We start from the raw sequence: 20086 nt of genomic DNA, 5'->3' as shown, positions 1-20086 counted from the left end.
TCATCATGGCCTGGCGCTCTATCCGGAGCACCTTGCTGCGGACCATCCTGACCATCGTGATCATTGCCGTTGGCATTACGGCACTGGTTGCCATCTTAACCGCTATTGACGTATTGAAGATCAGCCTGACCGAAAGTTTCTCCAGCATGGGCGTCAACACCTTCAGTATCCGCAACCGGGGCATGGGCATCCGCATCGGTTCCGGCGGTGAACGTCCGAAACAATTTGAATCCATCACCTATGATGAAGCAATGGCCTTCAAGGAACGATTCGGTTTTCCGGCAGACATTTCCGTAACCACACGCGGAACCGGTTCCGCCACGATCAAATACAGGGATAAGAAATCAAACCCCAACAATTCCGTATTGGGGGTAGACGAAGCATATCTCGCCACGTCGGGATATGAATTGGCAGCTGGTCGTAATTTTACACAGCAGGAGGTCAACCTCGGATATCCCAGCGTAATCATCGGTAGGGAGATCGCATCCTTTTTCTTTGGTAGCGCCAGCAAAGCACTTGATCAAAACATCAAAATTGCCTCCGGCACCTACCGGATCATAGGTGTATTGAAGGAAAAAGGCACATCCGTGGGCATGAACAACGACCGGGTGTGTATGATACCCATCCAGAATGTTCGTCAGCAGTACGGCAGACCCGATATGAACTTTGTTATCCAGGTAAAAGCCGCCAGCATTGAAATGATGGAAGCCGCCATCGGTGAAGCCACGGGATTGTTCCGGATCATTCGCGGCGTACAACGTGGCGAAGAGGATTCATTTGAGATTTTCAAAAGTGACAGCCTGGCCAATGTGCTCATCGAGAAAATTGCATGGATGGGCCTTGTGGGTACCATCATCGGAATCATCACGCTGATGGGAGCCGCCATCGGTTTGATGAATATCATGCTGGTTGCCGTAACAGAACGTACCCGTGAGATTGGCATCCGCAAGGCACTTGGTGCAACAAGAAGGGCCATTATGTGGCAGTTTCTGATCGAAACCATTGTCATCTGCCAGTTGGGTGGCATTGCCGGTATCGTGTTCGGCACAATCGTTGGCAACCTGGTTGCCCTCGTTATGCATGTGGGTGCAGTACTGCCGGTTTTGTGGATGACGTTGGGATTGATCATGTGCATGATCACGGGGCTCCTGGCCGGCCTGATCCCTGCCTTGAAAGCATCCCGCCTTCCGCCCATTGAAGCCCTTCGGGTGGAATAAGCCCGAACCGTTTACCATACCCATAGCAACAAAAAACCCTGTCCGCAATGCGAACAGGGTTTCAGACATAGTTGGGGAATCAGGACTTATTCGCTTACCACTTCGAATTGAACAGTGGCGTGGATGTCCTTGTACAGTTTCACATCAGCGCTGTAAGCACCCAGTTCCTTAATGGGTTCTTCCTTGATGGTGATGAATTTGCGATCTACGGTGTGACCGGCTTCCTTGATGGCATCTGCAATTTGCAGTGCGGTAACGGAACCGAAAATCTTTCCGGACTCTCCCACTTTCGCACCAATCTTGAACACCTTGTCTTTTAACAGGCCAGCGAGATCCTCAGCTTCCTTACGAATCTTCGTCTCCTTAAAGGATGACTGCTTCATGTTTTCCGCCAGCACCTTTTTGTTGGTTGAATTGGCAATGACACCCAGTCCCTGTGGGATCAGGAAGTTGCGGCCATATCCGTCACGAACCGTGACGATGTCATTTTTCTCGCCAAGGCCTTTCACGTATTGCTTCAGTATGATTTCCATCTCCGTAAATTATTTAAGCATGTCACCAACATAGGGGAGCAACGAAAGATGACGCGCACGCTTGATAGCGGTCGACAACTTTCTCTGATACTTCAGAGAAGTACCTGTGATCCTGCGGGGAAGAATCTTGCCTTGCTCGTTCACAAAACGAAGCAGGAAGTCGGGATCCTTGTAATCAATGTAGTGGATCTTGTTTTTTTGGAACCAGCAGTACTTTTTCTTTTTTACCTCTACCGTCGGAGGGGTGAGGTACCTGATTTCTGAATCAGCTGACATAGCAGTTGGGGTTATAGAGATGTAAAGTTGTGATTATGCTTCTTCTGGCTGCGGCTTCACGTCCTCGCTCTTCTTGCTGCTCTTGTCGCGCTTTCTTTCATTGTAAGCGACCGCATGCTTATCGAGCTTCACCGTGAGGAACCTTAGCACACGCTCATCCCGTTTCAGTTCCACCTCAAGTGCATCAATGGCGGTGCCGGGTGCAGCGTATTCCAACAGGTGATAAAAACCGGTTGATTTCTTTTGAATGGGGTAAGCCAGCTTCCGAAGCCCCCACTTGCGTTCATGGATCACTTCAGCACCTTCATCTTTCAGCAGATTCTTGATCTTGGAAACTGTTTCTTTCAACTGTTCATCGGACAGAACGGGTGTCATGATGAACACTGTTTCATACCTGTTTTTGATCTCAGACATAGATTTGCATCCTTAAAAATAGGACGGCAAAGGTACGAAAAGTTTGATTCCAAACAAATCATTTGGCAATTATTTCACCCCCTTCCGGGGCACGTCCCCTGCCGCCATCAAAAAGCATAAATATACTATCTTTGTATTCCCCCGGCAACCGGGAAACTGCACCATGGAACCATTTATAGTATCCGCACGAAAATACAGACCTTCCCGCTTCGATACGGTCATCGGTCAGGAGTCCATCACCTCCACCCTGAAGAATGCCATCCGCAATCATCACCTGGCACAGGCATTTCTTTTTTGCGGACCCCGCGGTGTGGGCAAAACCACCTGTGCGAGGATACTGGCCAAAACCATCAACTGCGAAAACCTGACCGAAGAAGGCGAAGCGTGCAATGCCTGCGTCTCCTGCCAGTCGTTCAATGAAGGGAAGTCCCTGAACGTATTCGAGCTTGATGCCGCATCCAACAACCATGTGGAAGACATAAGAAGCCTGATTGACCAGGTACGGTTCTCTCCGCAGGCAGGTCAATATAAGGTGTACATCATCGATGAGGTACACATGCTATCGCAACAGGCATTCAATGCATTCCTGAAAACCCTGGAAGAGCCTCCCGCCCACGCCAAGTTTATCCTGGCAACCACGGAAAAGCAAAAAGTGCTGCCGACCATCCTGTCGCGTTGTCAGATCTTCGACTTTCGCAGGGTTGGTATTGAAGATATTGCCAAGCACCTGGCTTTCGTTGCCAAACACGAAGGCGTAGAAGCGGAAATGGAAGCCCTCCATGTGATTGCCCAGAAGGCCGACGGCGCCCTCCGGGATGCCCTCTCCACCTTCGACCAACTGGTCAGTTACAGTGGGCACCAGCTTACCTATAAGGATGTGGTGGAAAACCTCAACATCCTTGATCACGATGTATTCTTCCAGATGACCGATCACCTGCTGGAACATAATACCACCGGTGCGTTCCTTTTGTTTGACGAAGTGATCACTCGCGGATTTGATGGCCATCATTTTATCAACGGACTGAACGGACACATCCGCAACCTGCTTGTAAGCAAAGATCCCCAGACCATCCCACTGATCGAAGCCAGCCAGAACATCAAAGACCGATACCTGGAACAATCCAGGCGTTGCTCCCACCCGTTCCTTTTACGGGCACTGGATCTTGGCAATACCTGCGACCTGCAATATCGCGGGTCTAAGAATCCACGGTTCCTGGTGGAACTCACCCTGATGAAAATGGCGGGCGGTTCAGCCGAACAAGAACCTGCAGCCGCACCCGCCCCTAAAAAGGAAACATCATCGTCCAAACCGCCGGCAACGAACCCGATACAACAGGAAAAAAAAGCAGAAAAGAAAGAACCCGCTCCTTCACAGAAGCCTGAGCAAAAGTCACCCGCCGCAGCGGCTCAACCGGCAAGGGAGGAAATCGCCACACCTCCATCGCCCTCGGAACCGACACCACCATCACATCAGTCCAAAACAATTTCCATCTCCGGTATCCTTCAGAAAAAAGGAGAACCCGGCAACGACACCTCACCTGTAGAAACAACCCCTGAAGAAAAACACCCGTTCACGCAGGAAGAACTGATGGTGCATTGGAGGGCATTTGCCCTGCAGTCCAAGGAAGAAGGCCGCGCCAACCTGCACGCAACCCTGATGAAGCGGGAGCCTGAAATCGGGGACGATTTCCGGTTGATGTTGCTCATAGACAACAAAGCCCAGGAAGAAGAACTGGAATCTCAGAAAGCCCACTTGCTCGGTCACCTCCGCAAACAACTGCGGAATTCCGCCATTCAGCTTGAAACAGAGATCAACCGGGAAGAACAGGACCAAACCCCATACACCGCCAAGGACAAGTTCGATAAGATGGCGGAGAAAAATCCGAACATCCAGAAACTGCGCCAGCAATTGGATCTGGATATCGACTATTAACCCCGCCGCATACCAGAAGGAAGTAATATTGCGTTGCAAAAAACCTCCTTTTTGCAGAATCACGGAATATTGTAGTTTTGCACTGCCGCATCATTCATAGAAGAAACGGAGTTTAGTCATAACCCGGCCGGACAAACCGGTCAAAGAATGTAACAAATGAAAATCGTTATCAATCTCGTTCTGGCTGTTGTAGCTGTTGTTCTTGCCGTGCTCCTTTATATGGAGATTCAAAGGCCGATCGAATTCAATAAGGAAAAAGAGATCAGGTACGCCAAAGTGATTGAACGGTTAAAAGACATTCGCAAAGCCGAGTTTGCCTACAAAGCCGTACGCAACCAATATGCCGATAGCTTTGAAAAGCTGACCGATTTTATCATGACCGATTCTTTCCCCGTGATCAAAAAGATCGGAGACATAGAAGACTCTGTGGCCGTTGCCATGGGACAGGTGGTTCGTGACACCAGCATGGTCAGTGTTCGTGACTCATTGTTCCCACCTGACTACCATGTAGACTCATTGGGCCTTGTTCCTTACACAAAAGGCAAACCGTTTAAAATCAACGCCGGTGAGATTGACGTAAACGGCCTCACAGTAAAGGTCTTTGAAGTGATCGACGGTGCACCGTTTGACCCCAATCAGGTGCTCAAGGTGGGCTCCATGGAAGAACCATCTACAAATGGAAACTGGGAATAACCACCCACAACCGCTTCCACCGCTCGCCCCCACATTTCATCTGACCGGATCAGCCTTTCAGCCGGATCAGCCAGAACAATACAGGCTTACCCTTGAGTTGGACGGATATTTTCTGAAGTATACCGCACTCCACGTTGCCTCACGCAGGTTTGAAAAAGTAGGCCGGATAGAACTGAACCAGGCAGCACCCGCCCCCTGGGCCGATGCATGGAAACAGCTTTCCTTACCCGGAGAAGCGTTTGCCTCCACCCACCTGATCCTCCACAACAAAGCTTATACCCTTGTTCCCCAGGGACTCTTCGATGCCGGCGGAATCAACGATTACCTGAATTATCATTACGGAGAAGACCCTCAAGCCATGTCCCAGTTCATGCCCCTGCCGGTCATGAACGCGGTGGGGGTATTCCGGGCCGACCGGAATCTGCACGCCTGGGCCTTGCAACATCTGCCTGGCGGGCATATCGTTCACCCGATGTCCATCCTGATCGAATCCCTGCTTTCGTTATACAAACACGAACCCAAGGCCCAGATGTTCATTCATGTACGCACCGGTTTTATTGACGTTGTGGTGATCAGTAACCGCGCCCTGCTGCTCGCCAACAGCTTTGAATGCCATTCGCCGGAAGACCATCTGTACTATGTGTTGTTCGTGATGGAACAACTGGCCCTCACTCCTTCGGAAACGGAAACAGCCTTGATGGGAGACATCCTGGAAGGTGATGCACTGCACCTGCTGATGGCCCAGTACCTTCATCATATTCGCTTTGAAGGTCGCCCGCTCACAATCGACTACGCCGACCCATACCGGGATATCCCCGCCCACCAGTTTTTTATCTTACACCAGGAATACCTGTGCGCATCATAGGCGGCAAATACAAAGGCAGGTGCTTTCAACCTCCCGCCAAATTATCACTGAGGCCCACGACCGATTTTGCCAAAGAATCGCTGTTCAATATTCTCACCAACCGGTTGGACTGGGAACAATGCACTTGCCTGGACCTGTTCAGCGGCACCGGTAGTCTGACCTATGAATGTTTGTCAAGAGGTGCAGCCGGCGCCTGGGCCGTGGAAAAAAACCGAGCCTCAGTAAATTTTATCCGCAAAACCTTGACAGACCTGAATGAAAATGCCACGGTGATCCAGGAGGACGTATTGCGCTTTCTGAAAAAACCCGGCAGGGAATTTGATCTGGTACTGGCAGACCCACCTTACGATCTGCCAGAACTGGCTGAATTGCCCGAACTCGTGCTGAACCAGGGATGGGTTGGAGCGGATGGTTTATTCGTGCTTGAACACGGAGCCGATCATTCATTCTCCGATGTACCGGAGTTCCTGGAAATGCGGAAGTACGGAAGCGTGAATTTCAGTATCTTTTCTGCACGGTCCAACATGACTTAACCAACATACACCCATGGAACGAATCGCCGTATTCCCGGGGTCATTCGACCCCATTACCCGAGGCCACGAATCCGTGGTGCATCGCGCCCTGAACGTATTCGACCGCATCATTGTGGGTGTAGGTCACAACTCCGCGAAACAATACATGTTCCCGATCGAGCAACGTGAAGCATGGATACGGTCGGTATTCAAAAACGAAAGCCGCGTAACGTGTGAATCCTACGAAGGGCTAACCGTAGAATTCTGCCGAAAGGTTGACGCCCGGTTCATCCTGCGCGGGATCAGGAACACGAACGACTTCGAATTCGAACGCACCATAGCCGCCATGAACCATGCCATGGCCCCTGAGATTGAAACGGTATCTGTATTCCCCGTACCCGAGGTGTTTGCAATAAACTCAACCGTTGTCCGTGATATCCTAAAGCACGGCGGAGATGTGAGCCAGTTCGTGCCTTCATCCGTTCAAATTCCCTGACATGCTGCATCGGTTTCTTCTTCTTACCACTTTGTTGTTGAGCCTGACCTGCGGCGCCCAAACGGTGATCGAAGGAAGCGCTCCTGAATACAAAGGAAAAACCGTGTACTTCCGCACGTATGGTGAACAGTTGCTGTTCAATGAAGAAACACTCGGAGAAGCCAAGGTGGATGCTACCGGGCATTTCAAAACCGACTTACTCCTGCTGGAAACAACCGCTGTATTTATTGATGTGGACGGAACGAGGAAACTGCTGCATGCAGAAAAAAACATCCATTACAATGTGGAGATCCATGCCGGAAGGGACATGAACGGCGACCCTGTTCCAATGAAAATACTCAAAGAGGGTCCTTCCAAACTGAATGAGAAAATCCGCGACTTCGATGGCAGGTACGCTGCATTCCGCAAAAAGAACCTGAACGTACTCAACACGGAAAAAGGACCGGAAGTTGTAAAAGAATTCCTGGCGGAGGTCAACAAAGAAGCAATTGCCAGTCAGCTGCCCTACTACAAAACCTACGTGACGTATGAAACAGCCGAGTTGTACATGCTGGAAGAAATGGACAACCGCAAATTCATCCAGGCATACTTCACCGACCGGCCGGTTTACCCGAACCACATCTCCTACATGTATGCATTCAACAATGCATTCAAAACCTATCTGCCGGAACTCCTGGTCAGCCGCAAAAGCAAATCGCTCTGGCCTCCCCTGCTCGACCGGAAACTAAATGCGTTTTTAGACAGCCTCGGAAAAGACCCCCTACTGAAGTCTCCGGAATTGAGGGAATGGGTTACCCTGAAAGGCATGATATCCCTTTACGCCACGCCCAACTCCGACAAACCCATGATCCTTTCGATGATCAGCCAGTTCTACAATAGGAAAGTGGTTCACACCACCAACAAGGCGGCGGGACTGATCTACAGACAGCTGAACAAAAGTGTGGAAGATGAACCTCTCCCCGACATCAACATGACCGACCTGACCGGCTCAGCCTATACCTGGGAAGATGCCGCCCACCGTCCTACCTACATCATGTTCATGGTTACCACCGACCCCAAATGTGTGGGAGAACTGGAATTATTGAAATCCTACCACGAATCGTACGGCACCCTGGTACGTTTCGTAGCGGTGAGCCTGGATGAATCGGAACAGGCATACAGGAAACTGGCGGAGCGTTCAAAACCCGAGTTCGATTTTGTACATGCCTCCGACCCAAAAAAGGTGGCGGAACTTTACAACCTGCCGGTGTTGCCCCAATACATCATGGCGGATGAACAGAAAAAGATTGTACACGCCGGAGCCCCCTCTCCTGCGGAAAGATTGCATGAATTCCTGCTGCCGTATGTAAGGAAAAAGTGATCCGCGTCAGTTCACGCGGCTCGCTACCTGTGCCACCAACTCTCCAAGTGCGGGGAAAGCCATGTTCGCCACAAATTCATCCACACCGATCCACGCAGCCACCGATATTCCTTCACCTTCCTGTGGTATGGGATCAAAAGCGGGCGATTCAAACCGGTACCAATGGCATTCCTTGAGCGTGCGTTGATCCTTTCTGAAAAAAGTATGGTAGGTCACAGGCAAAGTTCCGGTATTGGTCAGTTCGCCGGCTCCGCATTCTTCCCTGATCTCCCGTTCGGCGGTTTCCGGTAACGTTTCCCCTTTCTCCGCTTTGCCTTTGGGCAGGTCCCATCCTTCACCGTGCTGGGGCCTTTGGATGGCCAGGAGCTGTCCTGACGGATCCGTTACCCAACCACCGGCGGCCACTTCCACCACGAACAGTTGCTTGAAGTGTTCCAAGATCTCATCGGCCGAGTCACCATATACCACCACCTGATCTACCGCCAGCATGCCGCCTTCGAGCATGGTTTGCAGCGCCAACAGGGAAGTCTCATCACCGTACTGCAACACGAAATGACTTCCTTCCGGGTCGACCTGAAAGTGGCCATCTGTCAGTAGCAACGGAACCTTGTTGACGAAAACTTTATACATTTGCGGCATGATCGTGCAAGAAGAAGTGGCGGTTAAAACCGCCGAGTTGTTGTTGCAAATTAAGGCAATTAAACTGAATCCGTCGAACCCCTATACGTGGGCTTCCGGGTGGCGTTCTCCCATCTATTGTGACAACCGCAAAATCCTTTCCTATCCGAAGGTACGTACCTTCATCCGGCAGCAACTGGCAGCAGCCATCGAATCCAAAACCGGTAAGCCGGATGTGATCGCGGGTGTTGCCACCGGGGCCATCGCCCACGGCGTGCTTGCAGCCCAGGCATTGGATCTTCCGTTCATTTACGTACGTCCCAAACCGAAAGAACACGGACTGGGTAACCAGATTGAAGGCGAAGTGGAAGCAGGGAAACGTGCCGTGGTTGTGGAAGACCTGGTATCCACCGGCATGAGCAGCCTACAGGCATTGCAAGCTTTGCGTAGCGCCGGTGTGGAAGTGAAGGGCATGGTGGCCATTTTTGATTACGGATTCCAGGTGGCCAAAAAGGCCTTCAACGAAGCCAAATGCGATCTGTTCACTTTGTCTGATTACCCAACGCTGATCCGTGTAGCAATGGAAACCAACTACATCAAGGAAGCCGACCTGAAAGCGCTGACCGCGTGGAGGAATCATCCGGACACATGGCAACAACCCAAATCCTGATGCCCTGATGAAACAACGCAAATAGAAATGCCACAAAGGCACGAAGACACAAAGGGCATTTCCCATTCTTCGTGCCTTCATGTTTTTGCAGCTCAACAACAAACAATCCTCACAACTATCCAACCACCATGGCCAACACCGTTATTTCCAGCCAAACCTACGACATCCCTGCATCCCAGGAACGCGTGTTTACATGGCTTTCCGATTTGAGAAACCTGGAATCGGCGATGCCTCAGGGCAAGATCAGCAACTGGAAGGCAACGGAATCCGATTGTTCATTTATCATCAAGGGCATGTCCACCATCGGCATGGAAATCAAACCGGGCATTCCACCACAACAGGTGCATATGCATTCAAGCCGCGTGAGTCCGATTGTTTTTGATCTGTACGGGCACATCGACCCCACCGATCAGGGATGCAGGTTGCGTTTCGAGATGATCACCGACATGACTCCGTTTGTAAAAATGGTGGCTGAAAAACCCCTGACCAGCTTTTTCGACAGCATGACGGCCAACATCAAAGCGCAAATGGAGGCCCATCCCCAAAGCTGATCTCCTGGAAACCGAAGGCATGCAGATTGCCGTCGCGGAAAGACATCAGCAAACGTCCGGCTTCATCAACACCCCGAATCAACCCTTCTTTCCTAACTCCTCTTATCACGTACGGGCGCCAGGCTCCCCTGCCGAACATGTATGCTTCATAATCTGCCTGTAAAGCACCGACACCTTGCATGCGCAACTTCTCATAGACTTCATCAAGCGAAACACATACGCCTTCGAGGAATGCATCCAACTCATATGGCCTTCCTGTTTGTAAACGCACCGAAGTAGCCCCGGGCAGGTCATCCGGAAACCGATCCTGGTTCACATTCAGTCCGATTCCCGCAATGGCATGGGCGATGCGCCCCTGCTGCATGGCGGTTTCTATGAGGATACCCGCGATCTTCCTCCCCCCTACCAGCAAATCGTTGGGCCATTTGATGGCCAGGGTTCCGTCGGGAAAACCGGACAATGTTTGCAGGTAATGAAGAAGTCCGAGCGCCGCCCATTGATTGAGCGCAAACGATTGCATGGGGGTTAGAAATCCGGGGTACAAGGCAATGCTGAAGGTGAGGTTTTTTCCGGCCTCGCTCCACCATGATTTACCTGTCTGCCCCCGGCCTGAGGTTTGTTGTTTCGCTGCAAACAAAGTGCCTTCGGGGGGTGCATCGCTCCTCAACTGCCGGGCGCAATAAGCATTCGTGGAATCCACTTCGTCCAATAAAATCTTCCGCTGACCGATGAGCATGGGCAAAAACGCTGATTTGCAAAAGAAATGAGTATTTTTGTTTTTTCCGAAAAACACGTTTACCGATCCGCTGTTCTCCCTGCAGCGGACGCAACTTGAACATGAAAAAAACACAAAGCTCAAAAAAGCTGGCCGATGCAGTAGTTGCAGGCATGCTTGAAAAAAAAGCAAAACACATTGTGCTGCTGAACATGAAAGGAATCGACCATGCCTTTTGTGAATACTTTGTGATATGTGAGGGAGACTCCCGGACCCAGGTGGAAGCCATCGCCGACTCCATCGAAGAAATTGTCCGGAAGACCATCAAGGAAAAACCCTGGAGTACCGAAGGCTACGACAACGCCGAGTGGATCCTGCTGGATTACGGAACCGTTGTGGCCCATGTATTCCAACCTCAACAACGGGATTTCTACAGGATCGAAGAGCTTTGGGCCGACGCCAAACGTCAGGACATCCAGGAAGAATCCTTTGTCCCCAAGGCGAACTGAGTCCAATCCCAATTTCACTGCCTGAAATTTTATGAGTACAGAAACCAATCATACAAACAGCAACTACCGCAAATCTGAGAAAGACAGCGGTACCCCCGGCGGGCCGCCGCGTAAACCCAAATTCGGTTTCAACCTGTATTGGGTTTACATCATCATCATTTTCATTTTCATTGCCATTCACATTTTCACCAGTTACAGCAAAACGGTCAACAACATCTCGTGGCAGCAATTCAACAAAGAAATGCTGCAACAACACGACGTGGATAAGATCGTGGTGGTCAACGGTGAAGTGGCTGAGGTGTACATCAAGAAAGACAGCCTCAAGAAGGCCACATACGATGACGTGCGTCAGCGGACCCTGGGCAGCTTTGAGAATGCCGGGCCTCACTACGAGATCAACATCGGGAAAGAAGAGATTTTTCGTGAAGACCTTCGTGATGCCGAGAAAGAATTCAGCCCGGAAGACAAAGTCAATGTATTCTATGAAACCCGAAGGGATGTGCTCGGCGGCATGCTGACCTGGATTCTTCCGCTCGGCCTGTTCGTTGCCATCTGGGTCTTCCTGATGCGCCGCATGAGTGGCGGCAGCATGGGAGGCAGCCAGATCTTCAACATCGGCAAGTCCCGCGCAACCCTGTTCGATCGCAATACGCAGGTATCGGTGACATTTGATGATGTGGCCGGACTGGAAGGCGCCAAAGTAGAAATCAAAGAGATCGTTGACTTCCTGAAGAACCCTTCCAAGTATACCGACCTGGGTGGTAAAATTCCCAAAGGCGCACTGCTGGTAGGCCCTCCCGGAACAGGTAAAACCCTGATTGCAAAGGCCGTTGCCGGCGAGGCCAAGGTGCCGTTCTTTTCGCTCTCGGGTTCTGACTTCGTTGAAATGTTCGTGGGTGTGGGCGCGTCCCGCGTTCGTGATCTGTTTAAACAAGCCAAGGAAAAAGCACCCTGTATCGTGTTCATCGACGAAATCGATGCCATTGGAAGATCCCGCGGCAAAAGCCTGACGCAAGGCGCCAATGATGAAAGGGAAAATACCCTCAACCAACTCCTCACCGAAATGGATGGTTTCGGCACCAACAGTGGCGTCATCATCCTGGCCGCCACCAACCGCGCCGACGTACTCGACCGCGCATTGCTGCGTCCCGGCCGCTTCGACCGACTCATCTATGTTGAACTTCCCGATTTGCACGAGCGTGAAGCCATTTTCAAGGTACATCTGAAAAACCTCAAAAAACTGGATAGCACCGTGGATATTTCTTTCCTCGCCCGCCAGACACCGGGGTTCTCAGGTGCCGACATCGCCAACATATGCAACGAGGCCGCACTGATCGCCGCACGGAAAGACAAGGCCTTCGTGAGCAAGCAGGAATTTCTGGATGCTGTGGACCGCATCATCGGCGGCATGGAAAAGAAGAACAAGGTGATCACGATGGACGAGAAAAAAGTGATCGCTTACCACGAATCCGGACACGCCACCGTGAGCTGGCTAGTAGAACATGCCAGTCCGCTTGTGAAAGTCACCATCGTGCCGCGGGGCAAATCACTGGGTGCCGCATGGTACCTGCCCGAAGAGCGACAGATCACCACCACCGAACAAATGCTCGACGAGATTTGTGCCACCCTCGGCGGAAGAGCCGCAGAAGAAGTGATCTTCGGCAAGATCTCAACCGGTGCGCTCAACGACCTGGAAAAAGTCACCAAGCAGGCGCAAGCCATGGTGATGATATACGGACTGAACAGCCGGATCGGTAACCTGAGCTACTACGACTCCACAGGTCAAAGTGAGTATTCCCTCACCAAACCTTATAGCGAACAAACGGCACAGATCATTGACGAGGAAGTGTCCAAGATCGTAGAAGCGCAATACCAAAGAGCCAAAGACATCCTTTTGAAAAACAAAGACAAGCTGGTATTGCTGGCCGAAAAACTATTGAAGGAAGAAGTGATTTTCAAGGAAGACCTGGAGGTGATCTTCGGTCAACGGCCATTTGTAAAGAACGGTCAGGAAGTCAATGCCCCATCGCAGGCGCCGGCAGAACCGATCCAACCATCAGGTCATCATACCCCCGGTGCCGGTCCGTCGTCCAGCACCGAAACCAGCGGACCGGATGATGAGAAGTCCAGCGATCAGCAACAGTTTGAACTGAACCTGTAAACCACCATGCAGGATAGCACATCCAAAGAAAAGATCCTGAAGAAGATCCGAAAGGCGCTTATTCAAAAGAATGACAGTCCGTACACATCCCTCGATTACGAGACCAATGTGTTCCCGGCTCAACAGGAGACCCTTGATATCACCTTTGCCCAGGCCTTTGTTGCCGTAGGCGGTCAGTTCCAGTTTTGCGAGTCCCTGGAGGATTTGGCGGACGGACTTCGTTCTATTTTGCAAGAGAAGAAATGGGATCACTTCCATTGCTTTGAGCAAAACCTGAAAGAGGTGTTGGACAAAATGAACCTGCCTTATATAGACAACAAGGAAAAGTTCGATGAGATCGAAGCATGTATCACCACCTGCGAATTCCTGGTGGCACGTACAGGCACCATCGTTACTTCTTCGGCCAAGTCATCCGGCCGCAAACTGCCCGCGTTCACACCGGCGCATATCGTGATCGCCTCCTCAAACCAATTGCTTTACAACATGGATGACTGCCTGGAGGCATTGCGAAAAAAGTACGACCAGCAGGTGCCTTCCATGATCTCGGCGATCACCGGTCCCAGTCGCACCGCAGATATTGAAAAGACATTGATCATCGGCGCCCACGGCCCCAAAGAGATTTATGTATTTTTATTGGATGCAGGTAACGCCTGATACATGGACCGTAACTGGGTTTCCGTTTTCACAACCACAAAGAACCAGGCGGCTGTTCTGATGATGAACCTCCTGGAACAAAATGAAATTGCCGCGGTGACCATGAACCGCATTGATTCCGCCTACCCTTTGCTGGGTGAAATCATGATCCTCGTGCACCCCGACGACGTGATCCGTGCCAAGCACCTGATCAATAAAAACCTCACCCCATGATGCAGCGGGCGATTACCGGTGCCATCTTTCTGGTGGTGATGATCTCGGGTATTCTTTACAGTGAGTGGTCGCTGTTTGCCCTGGTGATGCTGATCACCGCCGGTGGCCAGTGGGAATACTACCGCATGATCAACACCACCGATGCCAGGCCCAAGCGTTTGCTGGGCACACTCACGGGGCTTACCCTCGTAGCCGGGGCGTTCATGTGTGTAAAAATGCATGACCCCACCTTGCTTGTCGCCACCCTCCTCCTTCCCTTTTTCGGGATTGCAGACACGGTATTCAACAAGTCAGCCAAACCGTATCACGACATCGCCCATACGTTTTTCGCTGTGCTGTACATCGCGTTACCGATGGCATTGATCGGCATCATGGGACTTCAGGTATCCGACCGGTACCAAGCCGGTGTTGTCATGTTTTACTTTGCCACCATCTGGATCTATGACACATTCGCCTACCTGTCAGGGCGCTTTTTCGGAAAGCACAAACTTCTGGAGCGGGTTTCCCCTAAGAAAACATGGGAAGGCGCCGCAGGAGGTTTTCTGACAGGCATTGCGGCTTCCTATTTTGCCACCCCGTTCATGCCCGAGGGAACCGCGTGGTGGCAGTGCGCAGCATTTGCAGCTGTGGTGATGGTAACCGGTACGTTGGGTGATTTGTCGGTTTCGGTGATCAAGCGCAGTGTGGGTGCAAAAGACACAGGCGGATTGCTGCCCGGCCACGGAGGCCTCCTGGACCGGTTCGACAGCCAGTTGCTTTCTGCGGCACCTGCTTACCTGACCCTTTGGTTGTTGATGTGAAGGAAGTCGGTATACACTATTTCAAAAAATCTTTTTGCTTAGGTTTGAATTCTATTCCGATCCCATGAAATTACACAGAGAAGGCAAAGCCACTATTTTCATCGCCACCATGGCGTGTGCACTGTTGGTATTCGTATTTCACCGGTTCCTGCCGGAGTTCCTGTCGGTTCCGCTGTCGGTTGCCGCCGTGATTGTGCTGCTTATCATTCTTTACTTCTTCCGGGTTCCCGACCGCGCTTCCAAACCGGATGACGCCCTGGTGCTATCACCCTGCGATGGCAAAGTGGTGGTGATTGAGGAAGTGGAGGAACCGGAGTATTTCAAGGGCAAACGCATCCAGATTTCGGTGTTCATGTCGCCGTTGAATGTGCATATCAACTGGTATCCCATTTCGGGCACCGTCAGTTATACCAAATACCATCCGGGCAAATACCTCGTGGCATGGCATCCCAAATCATCCACGGAAAATGAACGCACCACCATCGTGGTAAAACATGCAAACGGCGGCGAAATCCTGTTCAGGCAGATCGCGGGTGCCCTGGCGCGTCGCATCGTATACTATGCGAAAGAAAACGCCAAGGCCACCCAGGGTGAAGAGATGGGCTTCATCAAGTTCGGCTCAAGGCTTGATATCCTCGTGCCTGTGGATGCCGACATCAAGGTGAAGCTGGGGGATGTGGTCAAAGGAAAGCAAAGCCCGCTGGCCGCCTGGACCGGCAGGGGTTGACAAATCGGCGCGGTTGTTGTAAATTGAAAACATATACCTAAAACATTCACCTATGAAGAAGATCACCTTAGCGCTTGCCCTGGCCCTGATGGCCGGCACGTTTTCCGCCTCGGCACTGACCCTTTCATCTGCGGCTGCCACCACCGTTGCCTGGCATCACGACAAGGATGATAAGGACAAAGACAGCAAGAAGAAGAAAAAATGTACAAAAGATTGTTCAAAGGAATGTTCCAAAGACGCACAGAAGAAGTGTTGCAAGTCGAAGGAAGAATGTCATAAAAAAGACAACTGATCAGAAGCCCCGCACAAGCGGGGTTTTTTTATGGTACGATGAGATGTACCACGCTGCCGAAGTTCGACAGCACCGACGACCACAACACCACCGATGCAAGCAGGTACAGGAATACCTTGGCCGGCTGGTGGTGAAAATACCGGAACGCCAGGAAGGTACCCAGGGGAATGGAGAATAACACCGGTGTCAGCAGCGCGATACCGGGCAAACCATAATGGCGTAGAACATGAACAATGTTGCGGTTGCGACGGGTAAAAATTCGCTTGGGATGTTTTTCATGGCGTTTGTGCATCCTGCGTATCCACCATTCGCTGATGCGTTCGCTCATCAAGCCGAAACACAACACCCCTGCTCCACCACCGGTGACCGTAGATGCCCACATTGCCCAGGGTGAAAGTCCGGCACCGTATGCCACAGGAAACGCCACAGCGAACTTCACAGTACTCAGCAACACGATCGGCAGTATCTTCAACCATTCATCCATCACCCACGTTTTAACCACTTCACATACCACGGCAGGCGATTGATACGAACCGTTGCATACTTCATTTCCTGCGAACCGAAGCTCATATAGAACCTGGCCAGGTTTTCATCATTGCTGCCTTCAAAATCCAGCATGCTTCCTGCACGTCCCGCTTTACGGCCGATCATCTCATCTACAATGGCTGCCATCGCACCTTGCTTCTTTCCTTCTTCACTTAAACCGGAAAATGAAAAGATGGTTCGGTCTTTCCATTGCAAAAACATGACCCCGCCCATCAAACTACCTTCCGGATCAAAAGCATAAAGGATATCTGCGCCTGCGTTGTCCCTGGCTGACCTGTAAATATTTCTCAGCACATCATATATGGCATCATTCAACCCCGCCAGGTCTTTGCCCCTGTTCTCCCTGAACATCCGGATCACCGGCTCAAGGTCATTCCCATCCTGTATCACTATACCACCATTGGCAGCGCGCTTCAGGTTTCTTTTCAGGTTGGTGGAATACCCTTTACGGATGTCATCTGTTTCGGAGGAGAGATCCAGGCATACATTCCGGTTCCAACGAACTTCCGTTCCCGGTACTTCAGCAATGCCCTGGTGCAGGTTGTACACGATCAACCGGATATCGCCGGGCAAGGCAGACAGGATGTCTTTCGTTGTGACCTCCGCACCTGCATGCCCGAACCATCCCAACTGCTGAGTAAACGGAGGCTGCATCATATAGGTCATGCCCCACTTTTTTCTGCAGGTGAGCGGAAAAACCAATTCGTAATCGCCGTACACCAATCCGCTCCATTCGGGCGCAACCACATCCAGAAACCAGCTTTGCGCATACGGCAATCCGTTGGGATCCTGCATCACACAGTGATCCCAGGTTGCCCGGTCAATCCGGTCATGCGGTATGGTCCTGAAGTTTTTCACCCGGTTTTGGAAGCTTCACGCACCACCTCCTCGTACACGCCATTCCATCCTTTCCATATGGCATTTTCACTGAGTGACTCGTTGTGCCAAAGGCTCACGAAACACCCCTTCACCTCTCTCACCCGGTCAATAACAGGCCGGATGCGTGCGATCACCTCGGAGGGTTCCACTTTCATGTAGTACCGCAAGGTGGCATCCATCACCTGGAACGGCACGATGGTCAGATCGGTTGTCTCTTCCCGCTCAAGGTCATAAAACAGGTACGGGTGACAGGTACCGGCGCGGAAACCGATCCTTGAAGCAAAGCCCAGGGTATGGTCTTCGCGGACGTCATGCAGGATCAATTGGCGGTATGTTTTCGGGAATTCCAGTTTCAGGAAATGTTGCCTGGAGCGGATGATCTCCCTGTTCAGGATGCCTGAAAGTCTTTCGATCTCCGTGGCCAGCTTGCGGGGATCCCTGGCCGATCCGAAGGACGGATGAATGCCGGCATCACCGTAATCGGCCAGGAGTTTAATGAGTGACTGGAACTTGCGGTTGTGAAAAGGAACGTTCTTGTCGTTCACTCCATAATCCGCCAAAAGAAAGAACCAGGTGGGGCGGATGCCGTATTGGGTATGAATGGCGCGCAACTGATCATAGGTATCATAGGGGTCGCGTTGCTTGCCAACCAACACACGTGTGCGGAGCATCACCTCGCTGAGCCTGAACTTCACCAAAGACCGTGCATAACCACCCAGCGTGCGCATCATTCCTTTTTCACGGTAGGCAAATGCATTGTCTATATCGATGGTGGAACGATAGGTGTATCGGCGATCGGCCCGGTTGAGATACGGGTAATGTTGTGTCAGTTCTTCGGCCAGGGCAATGGCCCAGTAATCCACCACGGGTTCTTCGAGGAATTCATGGGTGAACGCCAGCGATTCCTTCGCCTCGAACCGGGCATGTTCATCACTCCGGTGAGGCAGGTATTCTTCGTACCTGGACAACATGTAAAACGCCGCAGAAAACACATCGAACGGAAAACCGGCATGATGCGGAGACGGGAACAGGGCCTGCGTATGTTTCCATTTCATCACCGGCACCGTTATGTCGTTGATACCACGGTCGGTCAGAAGCCCTGCCGGATAAACGTGCACACCCTCCGCCACCTGCAGTTGGCAATACCAGATGCGGGGGCCGGTATGCTCCTTTGCTTCTTCAATGGAAGAAGTAAAGCTCACCTCCTCATCCAGCACAGAAAGCAGCGTGCGCGCGGAATAGACGAGTCGCGGACTTATCTTTTCACAGTAGACGAGTATCATGATGTTGCCGGAGGATTGTCGGTAAGAAACTGGCAAATGAATTCGGCGGCATGTCCGTTACCGAAGATGTCCGGGAATTCAGCACCCTGGTATTGGATCATTTCTTCATATGCCATCCTGATCGCTTCTTCATCGGCATCGGCAAGTTTGCTGTTACCACAGGCCACCAGTTCCACCCATTCGGTTTCACGCCGAAGAACCACGCATGGTTTGCGGAAGAAGAAAGCTTCTTTCTGAAGTCCGCCGGAATCGGTCATGATCAACCGTGCATGCGCCTCCAGGCGAATCATGTCCAGGTACCCGACAGGCGGCACGATCCGCAGCCCCGGTTGCGATTTCAATGCTTTCCCCAGCGCCGGTGCCAGGTGATCTTCAATGGCTTTTCGCATGCGCGGATGAACGGGCAGCAGCACGGTGCGTTTCTCATCTTCGACGATACCGAGCAGGGCCTTGATGATGGCATTCAGCCTGTGGGGATGATTGGTGTTGTTGTCGCGATGAACGGTGGCAAGTATGTACTCCCCGGGTATTATATCCAGGTCGTTGAAAAAAGCTTCGTTTGCCTGGTTGGCACCTGATGAGAAGTGCAGCACGTTGTCAAACATCACATCTCCGCCTTTGCATACGGCCGGTAAGTCGGCACTGTAAGGCCCTTTGGCTCCCGGCGCGGGAAAGCCCTCCTTAGCCAGGTTGCCGATGGCCGTATCGGTGGGGCAGAACAAATAGGAAGACACCTGGTCGGTGAGGATGCGGTTGATTTCTTCGGGCATGCTTTTTCTAAAAGATCGCAGTCCGGCCTCCACATGCGCAACAGGTACTTTCAGCTTGGTGGCGGCAAGTGCACCTGCCAGTGTGGAGTTGGTATCACCGTACACCAGCAGGATGTCGGGTTTCTCGGTGATCAGCACCTCCTCTATTCCTTCCATCATGCGGGCGGTTTGCCGTGCATGGGAAGACGAACCCACCTGGAGATTGTATGCGGGTTCGGGCATGCCCAGTTCACGAAAGAAGATCTCTGACATATCCGCATCATAATGTTGCCCGGTATGCAACATGATATCACGCATATCGTCGCCGTATTGCGTTGCGATCACGCGACTGATTGCAGACGCTTTGATGATCTGCGGACGGGCACCTACAACGGTCAGTAACTTGAGCATATCGTATGA

At 51.6% G+C, this 20086-nt stretch carries 25 protein-coding genes; 16 read left to right on the top strand and 9 right to left on the bottom strand.

Annotated features, from left to right (window positions below):
- The first annotated feature begins 5 nt into the window (after window positions 1-5).
- Complete coding sequence (locus tag H6585_10910) at window positions 6-1217, top strand: ABC transporter permease (GenBank protein ID MCB9448843.1); 1212 nt, start codon at window positions 6-8, stop codon at window positions 1215-1217.
- A gap of 86 nt (window positions 1218-1303) precedes the next feature.
- Here H6585_10910 and H6585_10905 read toward each other — a convergent pair whose 3' ends face one another.
- The 3 genes from H6585_10905 to H6585_10895 are packed head-to-tail and all read right to left on the bottom strand — an operon-like array spanning window position 1304 to window position 2440.
- Window positions 1304-1750 carry a 50S ribosomal protein L9 gene (locus tag H6585_10905; protein ID MCB9448842.1) on the bottom strand — a complete coding sequence of 149 codons (447 nt, stop codon included), beginning with the start codon at window positions 1748-1750 and terminating at the stop codon, window positions 1304-1306.
- Window positions 1751-1759: 9 nt separating this feature from the next.
- The gene (locus H6585_10900; protein ID MCB9448841.1) at window positions 1760-2026 is read right to left on the bottom strand and encodes a 30S ribosomal protein S18; all 267 of its coding nucleotides are present in this window, start codon (window positions 2024-2026) and stop codon (window positions 1760-1762) included.
- A gap of 33 nt (window positions 2027-2059) precedes the next feature.
- Window positions 2060-2440: a 30S ribosomal protein S6 gene (locus H6585_10895; protein ID MCB9448840.1), complete on the bottom strand. Its 381-nt coding sequence runs from the start codon at window positions 2438-2440 to the stop codon at window positions 2060-2062.
- A 163-nt stretch (window positions 2441-2603) separates the two neighbouring features.
- Between H6585_10895 and H6585_10890 the strand changes: the two genes are divergently transcribed.
- From H6585_10890 to H6585_10865, 6 genes are all read left to right on the top strand, one after another.
- On the top strand, window positions 2604-4373 hold the full coding sequence (locus H6585_10890) for a DNA polymerase III subunit gamma/tau (GenBank protein ID MCB9448839.1): 1770 nt from the start codon (window positions 2604-2606) through the stop codon (window positions 4371-4373).
- A gap of 156 nt (window positions 4374-4529) precedes the next feature.
- Window positions 4530-5066, top strand: a complete 537-nt coding sequence (locus H6585_10885) for a hypothetical protein (GenBank protein MCB9448838.1) — start codon at window positions 4530-4532, stop codon at window positions 5064-5066.
- The gene (locus tag H6585_10880) at window positions 5050-5931 is read left to right on the top strand and encodes a DUF3822 family protein (protein MCB9448837.1); all 882 of its coding nucleotides are present in this window, start codon (window positions 5050-5052) and stop codon (window positions 5929-5931) included. Before H6585_10885 ends, H6585_10880 begins: the two co-directional genes overlap by 17 nt.
- On the top strand, window positions 5919-6464 hold the full coding sequence (rsmD, locus tag H6585_10875) for a 16S rRNA (guanine(966)-N(2))-methyltransferase RsmD (protein ID MCB9448836.1): 546 nt from the start codon (window positions 5919-5921) through the stop codon (window positions 6462-6464). The genes H6585_10880 and rsmD overlap by 13 nt, the downstream gene beginning before the upstream one ends.
- A 13-nt stretch (window positions 6465-6477) precedes the next feature.
- Entirely contained in the window at window positions 6478-6939 is a 462-nt protein-coding gene (coaD, locus tag H6585_10870) for a pantetheine-phosphate adenylyltransferase (GenBank protein ID MCB9448835.1), read from the top strand.
- Between the two features lies 1 nt (window position 6940).
- Window positions 6941-8299, top strand: a complete 1359-nt coding sequence (locus H6585_10865) for a redoxin domain-containing protein (GenBank protein ID MCB9448834.1) — start codon at window positions 6941-6943, stop codon at window positions 8297-8299.
- A 6-nt stretch (window positions 8300-8305) separates the two neighbouring features.
- Here H6585_10865 and H6585_10860 read toward each other — a convergent pair whose 3' ends face one another.
- The gene (locus H6585_10860) at window positions 8306-8929 is read right to left on the bottom strand and encodes an NUDIX domain-containing protein (protein ID MCB9448833.1); all 624 of its coding nucleotides are present in this window, start codon (window positions 8927-8929) and stop codon (window positions 8306-8308) included.
- A gap of 7 nt (window positions 8930-8936) precedes the next feature.
- On the opposite strand from H6585_10860, the gene H6585_10855 reads away from it, so the two are divergent.
- Window positions 8937-9587, top strand: a complete 651-nt coding sequence (locus H6585_10855) for an orotate phosphoribosyltransferase (GenBank protein MCB9448832.1) — start codon at window positions 8937-8939, stop codon at window positions 9585-9587.
- Between the two features lie 128 nt (window positions 9588-9715).
- Window positions 9716-10138 carry a hypothetical protein gene (locus tag H6585_10850; GenBank protein MCB9448831.1) on the top strand — a complete coding sequence of 141 codons (423 nt, stop codon included), beginning with the start codon at window positions 9716-9718 and terminating at the stop codon, window positions 10136-10138.
- Here H6585_10850 and H6585_10845 read toward each other — a convergent pair.
- Window positions 10104-10880 (bottom strand): biotin--[acetyl-CoA-carboxylase] ligase, encoded by a 777-nt coding sequence (locus H6585_10845; GenBank protein ID MCB9448830.1) that lies wholly within the window; start codon window positions 10878-10880, stop codon window positions 10104-10106. The genes H6585_10850 and H6585_10845 overlap by 35 nt on opposite strands.
- A gap of 95 nt (window positions 10881-10975) precedes the next feature.
- On the opposite strand from H6585_10845, the gene rsfS reads away from it, so the two are divergent.
- The 7 genes from rsfS (at window position 10976) to H6585_10810 (ending at window position 16209) form a co-directional block, all read left to right on the top strand.
- The gene (gene rsfS / locus H6585_10840) at window positions 10976-11362 is read left to right on the top strand and encodes a ribosome silencing factor (GenBank protein ID MCB9448829.1); all 387 of its coding nucleotides are present in this window, start codon (window positions 10976-10978) and stop codon (window positions 11360-11362) included.
- A 31-nt stretch (window positions 11363-11393) separates the two neighbouring features.
- Window positions 11394-13523 (top strand): ATP-dependent zinc metalloprotease FtsH, encoded by a 2130-nt coding sequence (locus H6585_10835; GenBank protein MCB9448828.1) that lies wholly within the window; start codon window positions 11394-11396, stop codon window positions 13521-13523.
- A gap of 6 nt (window positions 13524-13529) precedes the next feature.
- Complete coding sequence (locus H6585_10830) at window positions 13530-14177, top strand: LUD domain-containing protein (protein ID MCB9448827.1); 648 nt, start codon at window positions 13530-13532, stop codon at window positions 14175-14177.
- A gap of 3 nt (window positions 14178-14180) precedes the next feature.
- The gene (locus H6585_10825; protein ID MCB9448826.1) at window positions 14181-14390 is read left to right on the top strand and encodes a DUF2007 domain-containing protein; all 210 of its coding nucleotides are present in this window, start codon (window positions 14181-14183) and stop codon (window positions 14388-14390) included.
- Window positions 14387-15190, top strand: a complete 804-nt coding sequence (locus tag H6585_10820; protein MCB9448825.1) for a phosphatidate cytidylyltransferase — start codon at window positions 14387-14389, stop codon at window positions 15188-15190. Before H6585_10825 ends, H6585_10820 begins: the two co-directional genes overlap by 4 nt.
- 64 nt (window positions 15191-15254) lie before the next feature.
- The gene (locus tag H6585_10815) at window positions 15255-15917 is read left to right on the top strand and encodes a phosphatidylserine decarboxylase family protein (protein MCB9448824.1); all 663 of its coding nucleotides are present in this window, start codon (window positions 15255-15257) and stop codon (window positions 15915-15917) included.
- 52 nt (window positions 15918-15969) lie between these two features.
- On the top strand, window positions 15970-16209 hold the full coding sequence (locus H6585_10810) for a hypothetical protein (GenBank protein ID MCB9448823.1): 240 nt from the start codon (window positions 15970-15972) through the stop codon (window positions 16207-16209).
- A 28-nt stretch (window positions 16210-16237) separates the two neighbouring features.
- On the opposite strand, the gene H6585_10805 is transcribed toward H6585_10810, so the two are convergent.
- From H6585_10805 to wecB, 4 genes are read right to left on the bottom strand one after another with little or no spacing between them, the layout of a single operon-like run.
- Window positions 16238-16693, bottom strand: a complete 456-nt coding sequence (locus tag H6585_10805; GenBank protein ID MCB9448822.1) for a hypothetical protein — start codon at window positions 16691-16693, stop codon at window positions 16238-16240.
- On the bottom strand, window positions 16693-17613 hold the full coding sequence (locus H6585_10800) for a GNAT family N-acetyltransferase (GenBank protein MCB9448821.1): 921 nt from the start codon (window positions 17611-17613) through the stop codon (window positions 16693-16695). The genes H6585_10805 and H6585_10800 overlap by 1 nt, the downstream gene beginning before the upstream one ends.
- Window positions 17610-18917 (bottom strand): polysaccharide deacetylase family protein, encoded by a 1308-nt coding sequence (locus H6585_10795; protein ID MCB9448820.1) that lies wholly within the window; start codon window positions 18915-18917, stop codon window positions 17610-17612. Before H6585_10795 ends, H6585_10800 begins: the two co-directional genes overlap by 4 nt.
- Window positions 18914-20077, bottom strand: a complete 1164-nt coding sequence (gene wecB, locus H6585_10790) for a UDP-N-acetylglucosamine 2-epimerase (non-hydrolyzing) (GenBank protein MCB9448819.1) — start codon at window positions 20075-20077, stop codon at window positions 18914-18916. Before wecB ends, H6585_10795 begins: the two co-directional genes overlap by 4 nt.
- Window positions 20078-20086: the final 9 nt, after the last annotated feature.

Source organism: Flavobacteriales bacterium, assembly GCA_020635855.1.
Lineage (GTDB): Bacteria > Bacteroidota > Bacteroidia > JACJYZ01 > JACJYZ01 > JACJYZ01.
Note: the sequence above shows the minus strand (reverse complement) of the source record. Positions and strands in the feature narration are given on the sequence as shown.

What these genes read in the sequence shown, in the direction of transcription:
- H6585_10910 (MCB9448843.1), top strand. Translation starts at nt 6, where the DNA reads ATGGCCTGGCGCTCTATCCGGAGCACCTTGCTGCGGACCATCCTGACC.
- H6585_10905 (MCB9448842.1), bottom strand. Translation starts at nt 1,750, where the DNA reads ATGGAAATCATACTGAAGCAATACGTGAAAGGCCTTGGCGAGAAAAAT.
- H6585_10900 (MCB9448841.1), bottom strand. Translation starts at nt 2,026, where the DNA reads ATGTCAGCTGATTCAGAAATCAGGTACCTCACCCCTCCGACGGTAGAG.
- H6585_10895 (MCB9448840.1), bottom strand. Translation starts at nt 2,440, where the DNA reads ATGTCTGAGATCAAAAACAGGTATGAAACAGTGTTCATCATGACACCC.
- H6585_10890 (MCB9448839.1), top strand. Translation starts at nt 2,604, where the DNA reads ATGGAACCATTTATAGTATCCGCACGAAAATACAGACCTTCCCGCTTC.
- H6585_10885 (MCB9448838.1), top strand. Translation starts at nt 4,530, where the DNA reads ATGAAAATCGTTATCAATCTCGTTCTGGCTGTTGTAGCTGTTGTTCTT.
- H6585_10880 (MCB9448837.1), top strand. Translation starts at nt 5,050, where the DNA reads ATGGAAACTGGGAATAACCACCCACAACCGCTTCCACCGCTCGCCCCC.
- coaD (MCB9448835.1), top strand. Translation starts at nt 6,478, where the DNA reads ATGGAACGAATCGCCGTATTCCCGGGGTCATTCGACCCCATTACCCGA.
- H6585_10865 (MCB9448834.1), top strand. Translation starts at nt 6,941, where the DNA reads ATGCTGCATCGGTTTCTTCTTCTTACCACTTTGTTGTTGAGCCTGACC.
- H6585_10860 (MCB9448833.1), bottom strand. Translation starts at nt 8,929, where the DNA reads ATGTATAAAGTTTTCGTCAACAAGGTTCCGTTGCTACTGACAGATGGC.
- H6585_10855 (MCB9448832.1), top strand. Translation starts at nt 8,937, where the DNA reads ATGATCGTGCAAGAAGAAGTGGCGGTTAAAACCGCCGAGTTGTTGTTG.
- H6585_10850 (MCB9448831.1), top strand. Translation starts at nt 9,716, where the DNA reads ATGGCCAACACCGTTATTTCCAGCCAAACCTACGACATCCCTGCATCC.
- rsfS (MCB9448829.1), top strand. Translation starts at nt 10,976, where the DNA reads ATGAAAAAAACACAAAGCTCAAAAAAGCTGGCCGATGCAGTAGTTGCA.
- H6585_10835 (MCB9448828.1), top strand. Translation starts at nt 11,394, where the DNA reads ATGAGTACAGAAACCAATCATACAAACAGCAACTACCGCAAATCTGAG.
- H6585_10830 (MCB9448827.1), top strand. Translation starts at nt 13,530, where the DNA reads ATGCAGGATAGCACATCCAAAGAAAAGATCCTGAAGAAGATCCGAAAG.
- H6585_10825 (MCB9448826.1), top strand. Translation starts at nt 14,181, where the DNA reads ATGGACCGTAACTGGGTTTCCGTTTTCACAACCACAAAGAACCAGGCG.
- H6585_10820 (MCB9448825.1), top strand. Translation starts at nt 14,387, where the DNA reads ATGATGCAGCGGGCGATTACCGGTGCCATCTTTCTGGTGGTGATGATC.
- H6585_10815 (MCB9448824.1), top strand. Translation starts at nt 15,255, where the DNA reads ATGAAATTACACAGAGAAGGCAAAGCCACTATTTTCATCGCCACCATG.
- H6585_10810 (MCB9448823.1), top strand. Translation starts at nt 15,970, where the DNA reads ATGAAGAAGATCACCTTAGCGCTTGCCCTGGCCCTGATGGCCGGCACG.
- H6585_10805 (MCB9448822.1), bottom strand. Translation starts at nt 16,693, where the DNA reads ATGGATGAATGGTTGAAGATACTGCCGATCGTGTTGCTGAGTACTGTG.
- H6585_10795 (MCB9448820.1), bottom strand. Translation starts at nt 18,917, where the DNA reads ATGATACTCGTCTACTGTGAAAAGATAAGTCCGCGACTCGTCTATTCC.
- wecB (MCB9448819.1), bottom strand. Translation starts at nt 20,077, where the DNA reads ATGCTCAAGTTACTGACCGTTGTAGGTGCCCGTCCGCAGATCATCAAA.